This window comes from Acinetobacter sp. CIP 101966 (assembly GCF_000369725.1).
In the GTDB taxonomy this organism is placed as follows: domain Bacteria; phylum Pseudomonadota; class Gammaproteobacteria; order Pseudomonadales; family Moraxellaceae; genus Acinetobacter; species Acinetobacter lwoffii_Q.
The window spans coordinates 1-14,288 of record NZ_KB850160.1 but is presented as its reverse complement, the minus strand read 5'-3'; the positions used below and the strand labels follow the sequence as shown (position 1 = coordinate 14,288).

15 protein-coding genes and 1 pseudogene are annotated in these 14,288 nt (G+C 42.0%); 9 read left to right on the top strand and 7 right to left on the bottom strand.

The features are described 5' to 3' along the window. Positions 1-161 precede the first annotated feature (161 nt). The 4 genes from F891_RS06125 (at position 162) to F891_RS06110 (ending at position 3,366) form a co-directional block, all read left to right on the top strand. Positions 162-704, top strand: coding sequence for a PadR family transcriptional regulator (locus F891_RS06125; RefSeq protein ID WP_005262757.1), 543 nt, complete (start codon positions 162-164; stop codon positions 702-704). A 20-nt stretch (positions 705-724) separates the two neighbouring features. After that, a complete protein-coding gene (locus F891_RS06120) occupies positions 725-1,657 on the top strand; it encodes an alpha/beta fold hydrolase (protein ID WP_005262748.1) in 933 nt (310 codons plus the stop codon). 19 nt (positions 1,658-1,676) lie between these two features. Continuing rightward, entirely contained in the window at positions 1,677-2,381 is a 705-nt protein-coding gene (locus F891_RS06115; RefSeq protein ID WP_005262746.1) for an SIR2 family NAD-dependent protein deacylase, read from the top strand. Positions 2,382-2,466: 85 nt separating this feature from the next. After that, on the top strand, positions 2,467-3,366 hold the full coding sequence (locus F891_RS06110) for a LysR substrate-binding domain-containing protein (protein ID WP_005262745.1): 900 nt from the start codon (positions 2,467-2,469) through the stop codon (positions 3,364-3,366). Between the two features lie 246 nt (positions 3,367-3,612). Here the strand turns inward: F891_RS06110 and map are convergent, their stop codons facing one another. Further along, positions 3,613-4,407, bottom strand: a complete 795-nt coding sequence (map, locus tag F891_RS06105; protein ID WP_005262743.1) for a type I methionyl aminopeptidase — start codon at positions 4,405-4,407, stop codon at positions 3,613-3,615. Positions 4,408-4,757: 350 nt separating this feature from the next. Between map and brnQ the strand changes: the two genes are divergently transcribed. Both brnQ and F891_RS06095 read left to right on the top strand, forming a co-directional pair. Then, positions 4,758-6,044, top strand: coding sequence for a branched-chain amino acid transport system II carrier protein (brnQ, locus tag F891_RS06100; RefSeq protein ID WP_005262728.1), 1,287 nt, complete (start codon positions 4,758-4,760; stop codon positions 6,042-6,044). 586 nt (positions 6,045-6,630) lie between these two features. Further along, the gene (locus F891_RS06095; protein WP_004645284.1) at positions 6,631-6,849 is read left to right on the top strand and encodes a hypothetical protein; all 219 of its coding nucleotides are present in this window, start codon (positions 6,631-6,633) and stop codon (positions 6,847-6,849) included. A 113-nt stretch (positions 6,850-6,962) separates the two neighbouring features. On the opposite strand, the gene F891_RS06090 is transcribed toward F891_RS06095, so the two are convergent. After that, positions 6,963-7,421, bottom strand: coding sequence for a hypothetical protein (locus F891_RS06090; protein ID WP_005262718.1), 459 nt, complete (start codon positions 7,419-7,421; stop codon positions 6,963-6,965). Positions 7,422-7,592: 171 nt separating this feature from the next. Here F891_RS06090 and F891_RS06085 point away from each other — a divergent pair, with 171 nt between their 5' ends. From F891_RS06085 to F891_RS06075, 3 genes are all read left to right on the top strand, one after another. Next, the gene (locus tag F891_RS06085; protein WP_004729973.1) at positions 7,593-8,456 is read left to right on the top strand and encodes an IS982 family transposase; all 864 of its coding nucleotides are present in this window, start codon (positions 7,593-7,595) and stop codon (positions 8,454-8,456) included. A gap of 68 nt (positions 8,457-8,524) precedes the next feature. Beyond that, positions 8,525-9,388, top strand: a complete 864-nt coding sequence (locus F891_RS06080) for an alpha/beta hydrolase family protein (protein WP_005262717.1) — start codon at positions 8,525-8,527, stop codon at positions 9,386-9,388. 369 nt (positions 9,389-9,757) lie between these two features. Further along, the gene (locus F891_RS06075) at positions 9,758-10,474 is read left to right on the top strand and encodes a hypothetical protein (protein WP_005262716.1); all 717 of its coding nucleotides are present in this window, start codon (positions 9,758-9,760) and stop codon (positions 10,472-10,474) included. Positions 10,475-10,579: 105 nt separating this feature from the next. Here the strand turns inward: F891_RS06075 and F891_RS06070 are convergent, their stop codons facing one another. The 5 genes and pseudogenes from F891_RS06070 to F891_RS18045 all read right to left on the bottom strand — a co-directional run. Continuing rightward, positions 10,580-11,155, bottom strand: a complete 576-nt coding sequence (locus F891_RS06070; protein WP_004645288.1) for a lysozyme — start codon at positions 11,153-11,155, stop codon at positions 10,580-10,582. Next, the gene (locus F891_RS06065; RefSeq protein WP_005262715.1) at positions 11,155-11,373 is read right to left on the bottom strand and encodes a DUF7940 domain-containing protein; all 219 of its coding nucleotides are present in this window, start codon (positions 11,371-11,373) and stop codon (positions 11,155-11,157) included. The genes F891_RS06070 and F891_RS06065 overlap by 1 nt, the downstream gene beginning before the upstream one ends. Beyond that, positions 11,370-11,927, bottom strand: coding sequence for a hypothetical protein (locus F891_RS06060; RefSeq protein ID WP_005262714.1), 558 nt, complete (start codon positions 11,925-11,927; stop codon positions 11,370-11,372). Before F891_RS06060 ends, F891_RS06065 begins: the two co-directional genes overlap by 4 nt. Positions 11,928-11,970: 43 nt before the next feature. Continuing rightward, on the bottom strand, positions 11,971-12,513 hold the full coding sequence (locus F891_RS06055) for a DUF4376 domain-containing protein (protein ID WP_005262713.1): 543 nt from the start codon (positions 12,511-12,513) through the stop codon (positions 11,971-11,973). After that, a pseudogene (locus F891_RS18045) lies at positions 12,510-14,288 on the bottom strand (phage tail protein); the annotation flags it as partial. The pseudogene F891_RS18045 and the gene F891_RS06055, both read right to left, overlap by 4 nt.

The following is a 14,288-nucleotide window of genomic DNA, read 5'->3' as shown; positions in this document are numbered from 1 at the left end:
CTCCTGAGCATGCGTTTAGGCTGGCTATTGTTTTAGCAACTGGCAGTTTGATCCCTCAATCTTTCCAGTTTAATGCAACTTGTTGCACTAATTTATATGCCAGAATTGATTTTTATGCAACATGTTGCATAATAATCCCGAGTCACTTTTTTGAGACGTTTATGTCTTTAGCGCATGTTTTATTGACCAGCCTGATTGAAAAACCTAGCACCGGAATCGAACTGGCTCGCCGTTTTGACCGTTCCATGGGCTTCTTCTGGAATGCCACTCATCAGCAGATTTATCGCGAGCTGAATGCCATGCTGCAAAAAGGCTGGATTTCGACGATAGAAGAGGAAGACTCGAATAGCCGCAAAAAGACTTATCAAGTGGAACGTCTGGGCCGGGAAGAACTGGCCAACTGGATGCTGCAACAAAGCCCACCGGCACAACTGCGCGAAGAACTGATGGTGCGTTTACGTGCCGAAGCCCAGCTTGGTGGCAATAACACCTTGGCAGAGCTGGAACGCCATCTAGAACTGCATAAAGAAAAACTGAAAACCTATCAGCAGATTTTTGCCAAGGACTTTGCCGAAGCGGACGAAACTGACCGTACCCTGTATATTCATAAAATGATTTTGCAACTGGGGATTGATCAGGAACTGGGCTGGATTTCCTGGCTGGAACAAGTCATTCCGCGACTCAAACAATTTGACGCAAAATAATTCTAAATACGGAGACACACATGCCCTTTTATCGCATGCCCGATGGTGAACAGCTATTTGTACGCGAATATGGTCAGGGACAGCCTGTACTGGTGCTCTCGGGACTTGGCATGCTGAGCTGGCAATGGAAAGCTTTTCTTTATCCGCATCAGAAAAATTTCTGTTTCATTATTCCAGAATGGCGCGGCTTTGGGGCTTCCAGTCGCTGTAAAATTCCGCCAGATAGGGATGCAATTTCCAGTCACTGGCTGGATGTGCGTTCAGTTCTGACCCAGCTAGAATTAGATCAAGTCATCGTCATTGCCTATTCCATGGGTGCAACCACCGCAATGCACGGCATGCATTATGACAACTTTGCCAGTCAGATTTCTGCTTATTTGCACATTGATCAGACTCCCAAAATTCCGGTCGATGATGCTTGGGCTTTTGGACTTTTTGGTCCACGTTATCAGGAATTTATCGACATCCTGCAGCAGCTCTCTGTCCTACTTACGCAATATCAGCAAGTTGAATTGATCCGTGATCTTGACGTTTCTGTCCGTAAACAAATTGCCGCCCTATGGCTAAAGTTTATTCAGCTACAAAATCAACAAAAATATAGTCTGAAAGCTTTCGAATTCATTTTGAATCAACCTCGCCTGCAAAGTCTGTTAATGCCTTCCAGCCGGGTGGATTATATGGCGTGGTATATCAACAATTATTTATACCATCGTGAGGATTACCGAGAGGCATTGGCCCAGCTCAGCTGTTCGGTGACTTTCTTTAGCGGCGTACAATCCAAGCTATATCCTTTTGAAGGTCAGCACCTGATTGCAGAAAGTCTGCCTCAGGCCAAACAGATACTTTTCAGCAAATCCGGCCATACACCTTTACTGACTGAACCGCTAAAATTTGCCCGAGAACTTGGCATCTTTTTAAATGAAAATTCACAATCTAGCACTTCAGCTGCCTAAAGATTCAGGAGATAGAACAATGAAAAAGTTGGTGGCTTTTTCCGGTGCAGGCATGAGCGCCGAAAGTGGCATTCATACTTTTCGCGACAGTGATGGACTTTGGGAACAATACCGGATTGAAGAGGTCGCGACACCTGAAGCTTGGGCCAAAAATCCAGAACTGGTGCAACGCTTTTATAATGCCCGCCGTAAAAACATTCTGGAAGCACAGCCGAATGCCGCACATCAATTAATTGCCGATCTTGAAAATGAGTTTGATGTGCATGTAATCACCCAGAATATTGATGACTTGCATGAACGTGCCGGCAGCTCCAAGGTGATCCATTTACATGGCAATATTCGTCTGGCCAAAAGCTCAGGCCCCGATGCACAAAGCACGACCGAGTTTTATCCAATTGAAGGTGCTGAATTAGATTTAAATCAACACTTTTGTAAGGCAGGCTATCCGTTACGTCCGCATGTGGTCTGGTTTGGCGAAGCCGTGCCCGCGTATGAAGAAGCCCAAGACTGTGTACAGGATGCCGATATTTTTGTGGTGATTGGCACCAGCCTACAGGTTTATCCGGTCGCCGGGTTAATTCATGATATTCCTGCGTACTGTCAGGCCTATTACATCGACCCGAAAGCCGAGCAGCAGTATTTGCCTGCACAGTTTTACAAAATCCCCCAAAACGCGACCGATGGCATGCAAACACTGCTAGGTTTACTGAAATCCGCGAATTAAAATCTTTATGCACTACATTCTCTGATTGACAGTATGCAACAATCAATTTTTAATCAGCTTATCGTTGCAAGAATGGAATTAAACCATGCTGTCTGATCTGGATGACTTTTATTGTTTCGCTCAGGTGGTGGAACATGGCGGCTTTAGTGCAGCCGAACGTGCAACTGATATTCCCAAATCCAAACTTAGCCGCCGGGTGTTTAATCTGGAAGAGCGCCTGGGCGTACGTCTGATTCAGCGCAGTTCGCGTCATTTTGCTGTCACCGATATCGGCATGAATATTTACCGGCATGCCCAAGTCATGCTGAGTGCTGCACAGGCAGCGCATGATCTGGTCGACCATTTGAGTACCGAACCGCGCGGAACTATTAAAGTCAGCTTGCCCGTCTCTATTGCCCAGAACGAACTGGCAAAAATTCTGCCAGATTTTTTGAAAAAATATCCTGAAATTAAAGTCCAGATGATGATCACCAATCGCCGGGTCGATATTATCAATGAAGGCTTTGATCTGGCCTTACGCGTCCGTTCCAGTCTGGATGATGACCCGAATCTGGTGATTCGCCAGTTTGAAAAAATTGAGCAGCATCTATTCGCCAGTCAGGGTTACTTAAATGAATTTGGTGAACTGAAAAACCCTGAGCAACTGGCTGAACATAAAATCCTGAGTATGGCTGAAGATCATACCGAACAGTTTCTGACCTTACAAAATGAACAGCAGGAACAGAAAAAAATTCGTGTCAGTCCAACCGTTATGGGTTCTGACTTAAATATGCTGGCACAATTGGCCGCGTCAGGATCAGGCGTTACTTTGTTACCAGATAACGTGGTCGAGCATTACGTGGCAAGTGGTGAACTTGTTCGGGTACTCCCTGACTGGAAAGCGCCGCATGGTATTTTCCATGTGGTTTATCCTTCACGTCGCGGCTTATTGCCCGCAGTACGGGTCTTTATTGACTATCTGGTCGCTGAATTAAATCAGCGCTAAGTGATATGCTGTTGAGGAAAACTGGACAAAAAAATAGCTCATTCTTGGGGAAAAATGAGCTAGAGAAACTTTCACTACAGCATAGTGAGCGAAAAAAGGAACTATGTATCTGACTCTTAGTTTAATCAGATATACAATCCTAAACCACTGTTTAATGTAGTGTTTTGTATGTTTTCGTCAACAATCACGAGTGAGTTGTAATTTATGTAAGTGGATTATCTAAATAAAGATCATGCAATCAATATTTTAAATCTCCGGATACTCACCTGTGCCTTCAGGCCAAGGCGACAACACTTCAAACCCGGTTTCAGTCACATAGACCATATGTTCCCATTGCGCAGACCAGGATTTATCCGTGGTGACCACAGTCCAGCCATCTTTCAGCTCTTTGACGCGGGCTTTTCCCATATTCACCATCGGCTCAATGGTAAACACCATGCCCGGAACCAGTTTAATGCCCTGACCCGGCTGGCCGTAATGCAGAATGTTTGGCTGTTCGTGATAGACCTTGCCGATGCCATGACCGCAATATTCGCGCACGATGGAATAGCCTTCACGCTGTGCGACCGTTTGAATCGCATAACCAATATCACCCAGGGTCGCGCCCGGCTTCACTGCATGAATCCCGGCTACCATAGCTTCATAGGTGGTATTGACCAGTCGCTTGGCTTCTGGAGATGGAGTTCCGACATAGTACATCCGGCTGGTATCACCGAAATAACCGTCTTTAATAATGGCAACATCAATATTGATAATATCGCCATCCTGAAGAACGACTTTTGATGATGGAATGCCGTGACAAACCACTTCATTCAGTGAAATACAGGTGGTTTTGGTATAGCCATAATAGCCAATATTGGCTGGCGTCACTTTTAATGTATTTACAATAAAATCATGACAGAGATCATCCAGATATTCAGTCGTGACACCTGGCTTGACATGCTCCCCGATCATCGCTAAAACCTCTGCAGCCAAACGCCCAGATATCCGCAGTTTTTCAACATCTTGCTCAGTTTTAAGACTAATCGCTGTAGCTCGCATATACCCATCCTCACTATGAATCCCTGAATTATAATCCCTTTTTTGCGAAATATGTCGCAGTTGTTGAGTTTCGGCACAGCAATTTTCCTTGAAATAGGACTTTTCACTGCTGCTTATTTGTACAAACAATAACTGACATATTTTGATATCAAGTGCAGATATTTTTTGAGCTTGTAAGGAAAAATATATTTTTCAGCGAATTATCAAACATATATTTCTACCAAGATTTGAATGACCGGTTATGTGATCCGCAAACTCACTAGAATCAAGGCTTCCAGCCTTAAAATAAACTCCAAAAAATTGGACATATACACTAAAATCGCTTTCTTTTGTTCTATTGATCTCCCTTTATGACAAGTCTGCGTACCCGGGATATTGTCGCCCTAGGTTTTATGACCTTTGCACTATTTATTGGTGCGGGCAACATTATCTTCCCACCGATTGTGGCTCAACAAGCCGGTGAACACGTATGGCTCGCTGCTTTAGGTTTCCTTATTACAGCAGTCGGCTTACCCGTGATTACCATTATTGCGTTGTCTCGCGTTGAAGGTTCCATTCAGGCACTAAGCTCGCCTCTTGGCAAAGCAGCCAGCATCTTGCTGACTGTAATCTGTTACTTAGCTGTTGGCCCTTTATTTGCGACGCCGCGTACCGCAACCGTTTCTTATGAAATCGGTTTTTCATCTTACTTTGGCAATGAATCTGGCAGCCTGCTCATTTACAGCATCATCTATTTTGCTGTGGTGACCATCGTATCTTTATATCCAAACAAGATTCTGGATACCGTCGGCTATTTCCTGTCACCACTTAAAATTATTTCTTTGATAATTTTGGGTGTAGCAGCCGTGATGATCCCTGCCAGCAATCCGCCTGCAGCGATCGATAATTACGTTACCAGTCCAGTGACTGAAGGCTTCGTAAATGGTTATTTAACCATGGATACTTTGGGCGCTTTAGTTTTCGGTATTGTGATTGTTAAAGCCATTACTTCACGTGGTGTAACCGATAAAAAACTGATTACCAAATATGCAGTGAATGCCGGCATTATTTCTGGTATTGGTTTAACTCTGGTGTATTTAAGTCTGTTTAAACTTGGACTAGGTAGCCATGAGATTGCACCAAATGCAGCCAATGGTGCCATTATCCTGCATGCATATGTACAACATGCTTTTGGCGATATGGGTGCTTACTTCCTGTCCGGCATGATTTTTATTGCCTGTATGGTCACTGCAATTGGTCTGACCTGTGCCTGCGCTGAGTATTTTTCCAGCTTGACCAAAATTCCGTACAAGATCTTTGTATTTATTCTGGTGGGCTTCTCACTGGTGATTTCAAATCTGGGTTTAACCAAACTGATCGCTGTTTCGGTTCCAGTCTTAAGTGCGATTTATCCGCCTGCCATTAGCGTCATTATGCTGAGCTTCTGTGCAAACTTCTTCAAGAAACCATCTCATGTGATTGCGCCAGTGACCCTGGTGGCCTTGATCTTTGGTATTTTTGATGGATTAAAAGTCGCTGGTTTTGAATTGCCTGCATTCCTGCAAAATTTACCTCTATCAGATCAGAATCTGGCCTGGTTTATCCCGTCCATGATTGTATTGCTGATTACAGCTGTGATTGACCGTATTAGAAACTAAAACTTCTAGGATGTCTGAAAAATCGTATTTTTACCCAAAATCCGGTTTGAGCGTGATCAATAATTGTCAGGTTTTACCCAAACGGACATTTATTGTTTCTTAATAATGACATCAAATCACCGCTGTAAATCTTGATACTAAGATTTTCTATAAAATATGATGTATAGAATTGCACTTTAATTATTTTATTTTTTATATAAATATAAACAAAACTTTAATTTCCTGATTTTAGATACCTATTGTTGCCAACTTAAACCAAGTCCCCCTCCGAGTCATACGCAGGCTTACAAAGTATTGATTAACACTACATATCTTTGGCGTAGAATTTGCATTTTCTATCTGGTCGCATTAATCAAATGATGACTACATCTTATTTCCAAAATTAGCTGGAGGTGAAATCTGAAAATATAATTCTTGCCTAATCAAGTGATTATGTAGTTATACGACTAAAGATGAGCATTTTGACTGTAAAAGCCTGCCACAGCAGTTGCAAAGGTCCAAATTAAACAGTACAACTATATATTCAATTCTGACTGATTAAATCTGCTTTAATCTTCAATAATATGAATAAATGGGAGGGATGGAGATGTTATCATTACATTTCAACAAGCAAGTCTTCATTGACGCTCTTAAAGCCAACAACACCAATCTGGTGACATTTATATGCACCACTTTTGCACTCATGCTGACTTTAACCGTCCATTGCTTAATTCAAGGTAATTTAAAACTTGAATACTTTGGCTATGCACTGATTGTCTCAGCTGCATTTTTCCTATGGGCTGCCATAGACCAGAAATACCGATAATCAAATTTTAAATTAGCCCAGATGGATGATTTGGCCAGTCATCCATCTGGTGAAAAAAGTGTTTTAACTTTCAAACATTCCAGCATCCTTTCAGAATAACTATAAAAAGAAGATTAGAATAATCCCGCAAATGCTCCATAGACCAAAATCCCTGTCCCGCCCAATTCTGCGACAATTAAACCTAGCATGGCGAAAGTCATTAAACTTCCTGGCAAATGAAATTTACCCAGTTGATGCGGCTGTTTAAACTGATTAGTGGTGTCTTGTAGTAAACCATGCAGCATATAAGCCCCAATAGAAAAACTGAAAAACACAATATTAACCAGCACGCAAAGCAGATTCACCATACTTGGCAAAACCGAACAATAGGCCAATACTGCCAGAATTAAGGTCGCAGGTGCATAAAGCAGACTACTGCGATGCGCAATATCAACATAATAATGTGCGCGTGATTGAGGCGATTGACGGATCTGCCAATATTTCCAGACACCAGTAAACATCCCGATCCACAAGAAGATTCCACTAAAAATAATGGCTATTTTAACGGCCAGCTCAAGTTCCATTAGCTGCATAAGTTTATTCCATCTCTGTTATTTTACTGACGTTTAAGTCATATTTTCCCCGAGTCACCCTGCTAAAAATGTATATAACCTGAGTTCGACATAAAAAATAAATAAAAAAAAGCCTTAGCATCTGTAATATCTTGGTTACGAAGACAAAACATTTCAGAGCAAGGCTTTTTCATGGACTATATTACCGAATTATTTTGTATCTTGGATGATTTCTGCAAAAAGTTTAATGAATCTTTAGAGAAAGCTCTAATTTCTGATCAAAAAACAACAATGAAAAAGTCAGCTTTAAGCTTGTCTGAAGTCATGACCATTGTCATTTTATTTCATAAATCCGGGTTTAGATTTTTCAAATATTTTTATTGTCATATGATCATCCCATTTTGGAAATCAGCTTTTCCCAAGCTTCTTAGTTACAATCGTTTTATTGAAATTATGCCGCGTTGTTTGCAAGCTTTGAGTAGTTTCTTCCATCAAGTTAAAGGAGAAGATACCGGAATTTGTATTATTGATTCGACTAAATTGGTCGTTTGCCATAATCTTAGAATTAAAAGACATCGTGTATTTAAAGGCTTAGCTGGTCGTGGTAAAAGTAGCACAGGTTGGTTTTATGGATTTAAAGTCCATATTGTTATCAACAACTTGGGTGAAATTATTAATCTCAAGATTACATCGGGAAGTGTTCATGATGTTGCTGTACTTGAATCTTTAACCCAAGAGTTAAAAGGTATTTTACTGGGCGATAAAGGCTATCTGAGTAAAGCAAAAACTGAAGCTTTAGCAGCAAGGGGGCTCAGACTATTAACCCCGTCACGCAAGAATATGAAAAATAAACCCATCCAAACTGAAGAAGAAAAACAATTGCTTTGCAGAAGAGGATTGATCGAAACAGTGAATGATCAGTTAAAAAACTTACATCAAATTGACCATTCACGTCATCGTTCGGTGAATAACTTTATGGTGAATATTATGGCTGCTATAGTGGCTTATTGCTTAAATCCAAATAAGCCAACTTTCCAAAACTTGCTAAAAAGCTAAAATATTTCATCGAACTCAGGTTATATATTAAAAGCTTCATCAGGATTCTAAAAAATATAGTGTAACGTATGTCTGAATTTGAAACATTGACTCTCCAGTGCCAAGATGGCTATCGCTTAAGTGCACGTTTTTATTCAGCTATTTCTGAAACTGACAAACTTCCAGTATTAGTCTGTCCGGCAACTGGCATTACTAAACAGTTTTATCATCAGTTTTGTGTGTGGTTACAAGCTCAAGGCTATGCGGTTATGGTCTTTGATTTCCGGGGGATTGGTGATTCACTACATGGCCTGTTGAAAAATTCAAAAGCCAGTATTGTGCAATGGGGGCAACTGGATATACCGACCGCGATTGATGCTTTATCAACGCGTACCAATGCAGAAAAAGTGATCCTACTTGGACATAGTGCCGGTGGTCAGCTTTTAGGTATTGTGCCAAATTACGATAAAGTCGCAAAAGTGGTGGCTGTCTCTGGCTCTACTGGACATGTGAAAGGACTCAAAGGTAAAACCAAGTTACTTGCGCCGGTCATGTTTAATGTCATTTTCCCACTGGCTCGAATCACAAAAGGTTATGGCCCGACTCAAGCGATTGGTATGGGTGAAAACCTGCCTAAAGATGTAGCACGAGAATGGGCACTGTTTTGTAGTAAACCGGGCTATGTGATGAATGCGGTCGGTAAACTTATATCACCTAAAGCAGATTTTCATACTCAAATCACCTGCCCGATTACCTCGATCTGGTCATCGGATGATGAAATTGCCACGGAAGCCAACGTGAAAGATTTACTACGTTTATATCCAAACGCAAAAACCCAGATAATTGAACTTAGACCTAAAAGTTATGCCTATAAAACCATTGGTCATATGCTGATGTTTAAAAAGTCGCATCAGAATTTATGGCCGGTGATTGAACAGCAATTGGCTGTTTAAATCAGATTTAGATAGTTATTTGCGGGCTGCTGTGTTCTAATACACGCAGTTTGAGATGAGCCTCTTACAGTATATGGGCTTGACCTATATACGACTAGCCCCTAACCATGGGGCTTTTTATTTTCTAAAAACAAATACTTATGAATAACTGGCGAAAAACTGGCGTAATCCTAAAGTTATCCACAGCTAACAACTTCTTGTTTATGCTTATTATATCACTCATCTTGAAATAAAAAGAATGGATGGAAAAATGAAAACATGGACCTACTTTTATATAGTGCACACGATTCAGGAAGGAAGTTTTTTTAGGAAGGAGTCTGGGTGGGGTTTGAGATCAGAAAAAATTAAGTAATTTATAAGGGTGATGATATGGGTGAGGCAAAAAATCGCGGTAATTTTGAAGAAAGAAAAAAGCAAGCCTTGGAATTAGAGTCTCAAAAAGAAGATGAGTCTTTGCGAACACAGCAACACGAAAGAGAAGAACAGGAGATTCTAGGGGCAAAACTATTAGCTTTTGCTAAAAGTCGACTTGAATCAAGTGAGCCTCGCTTATTGCAGTTCACTAAATCTATTGAGCAATCATTGATCTCAAAAAATTATTTTTCAGCTTTGATTGTGGCATTAACTTTGCCAGACATTTGTTGCTCTATGGATAATGAGAATAGATGGACATCCGGTGCAAAATACGCTAAATGGTTTAAGAAGTATGTTGGACATCATTATATTTCGCACATCGGTTCAGACCAAGTTGAAACTACCTTCTTATCTGGTGAAGAATGTTTTGCTCTAAGATGTAGTTACCTCCATAAAGGAACAAATAACATTGAAGATGAGAGAATTATTAAAGATTATGAAAGTAAATCTGTAAAAATAGAATTTATGGCTGAAATGAATTCAGATTGTCTAAAATTGAATAATATTCTTCTTCTAAAATTAGAAGCCTTTTGCTATCGAATTATTGAGGGGGTAAATAATTGGCTGCAAGATAGCAAAGGCAATAGTCGTATCACATCCCACATGAGGGAAATACCTAAAATACATACCGAAGGGTTCTCCCCTATACCAGGAGTATTCATAGGTGGTTAACCCTCACTTAAAAAGCCTTCACACAAATCCCCACATTCACATTCGTCGTAATTGAATGAGCTGTGCAGCCTGATAGGAGGAGGCACAGCAATAAAGCAAATAACTTCATTTTAAGAATAAGGCCTTTTCAGCAGCCCGGCGATTGACCAGACCTTGCATGCGCTTGCCACCGGCATTCACCCATACATCAAACTGATTGGCTGCAGCTTTATAATTTCCTTCATTCAATCGTTTGACCAAAGTGGAATTTTTGAATGCAGTTGATCCAATGTTGTAGGCCAGTGAAACTAAAGCATCGAACTGATTCTGATTGAGTGGAACTTTGACCGTATTATTTACAGTCTGCTCAAATGATTTCAGATCGTTCTGCATATAAGCTTTGGCTTGATCCAGTGTGCAGGTATCCCCTTTTTTGACACGAATACCATTTGGGTATTTTGTGGTGCCGAAACCAATAGTCCATACACCTACGCCATCATCATAGGCTTTCAGTCGCAGACCTTCAAAATTGCAGATCAAATCGACTCCACTTGGACTCACATGCATTTCATCTGTGGCGATACCTAATACATCGTTCAGATCGTCATAGGCAGTTGCAATCAGATTATCTGCAGCATCAACCTGCTTCTGGGTGAGTTTGCCGCCACTAATCTTTCGCAAGAAATCAAAAATGTGTTTCATTATGGACCACCCTTAACTTTAGGCTGCGCAATCTTACGGCCAACGTATGCTAGTGCCGGTAAAACTACAGAAAGCAAAATAGCATGGTATTCAGCAGGGATAAGCTGCGTATTGATGCCTTCCTGAATTAAAACAGGCAGCACACCCAATAAAAAAGCTCCGATAATTGGGAGCTTTACAGATAAATATTTCCAGACATTTTCGGGGATTAATTTCATTTTTCCTCTCTCATATTTCGCTCATAAAGTTTGTTGCGGATTTCTTCAACCGTTCTTAAGAGTTGGTCAGATTGTTTTTCAAGAACTTGGATGGACTGGCTATTTGCCATTGCTTGTGCATTCACTGTGTCGGTTTTGGCAGTTTGATTGTTCCAGGCGGCAGCAAAGACACCTATGATTGCAATCCCACCCCAGCGAACCAGATTGGTCACACTATCTATTTTGGTTTTACTTTCATGCAGCACACGGATCTGCATATCGGTTTCCTTGTGCCTTACCTCAGCATCCATTCGCAGCTGCTTTATATCAGCTCGAATACTTGATTTTGTTCGGTCTAGATCTGCTTCAAAATCCCCTTTTGCCTGTTGCAGGTTATTATCCAGGTGTTTTTGCTTTTCCTGAAGTTGATCAAACTGCATGCTCATTCGGTCGATCTTTTGAGGCACATCAGCCAATTTTTCCATGCTTTGCCGCAACTGATTGATGTTGTCTGAAATTGCGTAAAGTTGACTTGGTGTTATTGGTGGCGGATCAGTTGAATAATCGTTGGACATTGCGCCCCCTAAATTATTGGTAATAAAAAAGCACCCGAAGGTGCTAGAGATTGATTTCTTCCACTTGCTCTTTAGTTTCAGCATCAAAGATTAACTGTCTAGCAATGCGTCCTCTTTCGTGAACACTTGCAATGTGGGCTTGTAGTGCTGCATAGAGTTGCTGTAACTGTGATGCGCTTAACTCGACTGTTGTGTTATCAGCCAGCGTCCATACTTGATCTACGCCTGCAACCGCTGCACCCATAATCCGACCTTGAGAAACCTGATCTGAATCATAAACACCACCCTCAAACTCAAAGCCGCCAAATTCAAGACTGTCGCGCCCAGATTTAATCTCGGCCCATTTCTGGGCTTTGATTTCATCCAGGGTGCGCGGATCAATCCAATCCTTTAGATCGTAATTAAATATGTGGTACAGGGTTGGTTGAGCAGGCATTGCTACCCAGCCATCCTGATAATACATATTTGGTTCAGGAGGGTCTTCAACCGCAAGACACCCTTCAGGCGTATTCATCTCTACAACATCGTCAGGGGCGCTTATTGACTTAATAAATCGCCCCGTAGCTTTTTCCACTATCGCTGTCACTTCTTAATCTCCATTACTGCTAATGATGCTGAAACTACAGAAGGCCAATACTCAGCAGGTGTAGCCGGCCTACTCATATATACTCCGGCCGGACTGTTCCTTGTTGTTCCTATGCCGATGCGCAAGGTATATGTTGTATTCCCTGTGCCTGCATCATCCAAGTGGATAGGCATATTCACAAATCCATTAAACTGCGCAATTGTGTCCCCGAGCAAGACTGTATTGGCAGGTACGCGCATTCTCCGGATAACGCTTCCGTTTTTCAGTAAAATAAGCCCTACATATAGTGTTTGGTTTGAATTTGCCAAGGCGGTTTGATTGCTTGACCATACCGATGCCTGTAGATTTTTAAACTCTACGTTACCCTCGATGCGACACTTACCTCCAGACCTATTCAGTGTGATGCTTATAAGATCGCCAAAGGCATTCGAGGTATCATCCAGAGTTGCAGTGCCTCCTGCGTAGGTGCTGGGATATCGCATGGTCATACTTGAAGGCCATGTATTTGGCGTATCGTTGTACGAAGCAATTGGCACCGTAACAGCGTTATCTTTAATCTTCAGCGTATCAACCTGTAGATCGCCAATCTTCGCAGTAGTCACCGCCAAATCATCAATCTTTGCAGTCTTAACCGCTAAATCTTCAATATGCGAAGTTTTGACAGACTGGTAGTCCATAAATGCAGACTTTATGTAAGCACCAACAGGAAATACTGTGCCTGTAACCGGATCAGTAAATGGCGTATTGCGGAATATAAATGGGTAATAACCAGTGCTATTACCAGAACCAATTGCAAATGAATCAAAGTTCAAAATGAAGTTAGATTCCTTGCCATCGTTAGCGCCACCCCAGCCTGCCACCTTCCCATTTACGTCGAGTTTGATGTATTTTTGTGCATACAAGCCATTAACTGATTGGCTGACCTCCTGAATAGACGCAGTATTTTGACCTACGGTTGTTTGAATGGTGCCAACTTGCGTTGCTGTAGCCCCTTGCTGTGTAGTCAGGGTGTTGACTTGGTTTTGTACCGTCGCGATGTTTTGCGTCGCAGTATTTGCCTTGCCAAGCGCATCATTGGCTGTAGCCTGAGCTGCGTTGGCTACAGCCTTGGCGGCGGCTTCGGCAGCATCCGCTTTATTTTTGGCATCTAGCGCTGCTGCTGCTTTTGCTGCTGACTCAGCTGCATTGGCTTTAGCGGTTGCATCACTTGAAGCTGATGCCTTTGCTGCATCCGCCTCGGCTTTTGCCTTCGCTTCTGCATAAGTTTTTGCTGCCACCTCCGCTGCTGCTGATTTAGATTGCGCATCTAAAATAGCTTGATCTGCGGTTGATTGAGCTACAGTAGTTGATGCTTGAACAGTATCCACACGTGATGACAAGGCAGAATCCGCGTCAGCTAAAACACTCATTTCTGAGCGAATAGCTGCTAGATTCTGTTGCAGATCATTACCCACTTGAGCTTGCAGGGTATCAACCCGCTGCCCCAGTGCGGAATCCGCATTAGCCCGAGCAATAGTTTCAGCCTGAATAAGCGCTGTGTTATCTCCAATCTGTGCAACTGTGGTATCAATTCGCTGACTCAAAGCCATATCGTTTTCAATCATTGCTGATTGTAAAGTCCATGTGCCTGCAAAGCCTTCGGTACTACCGATCAAGTCTTCAGAGGAGCCAATTAACTTTGGATTGACTTGTGCGTATACACCATCAATTTTGGTTGTATTGGCGCTGATTTTTCCTTCATGTTCAGCCACTTTTGCATCGGTTTGAGACAATGC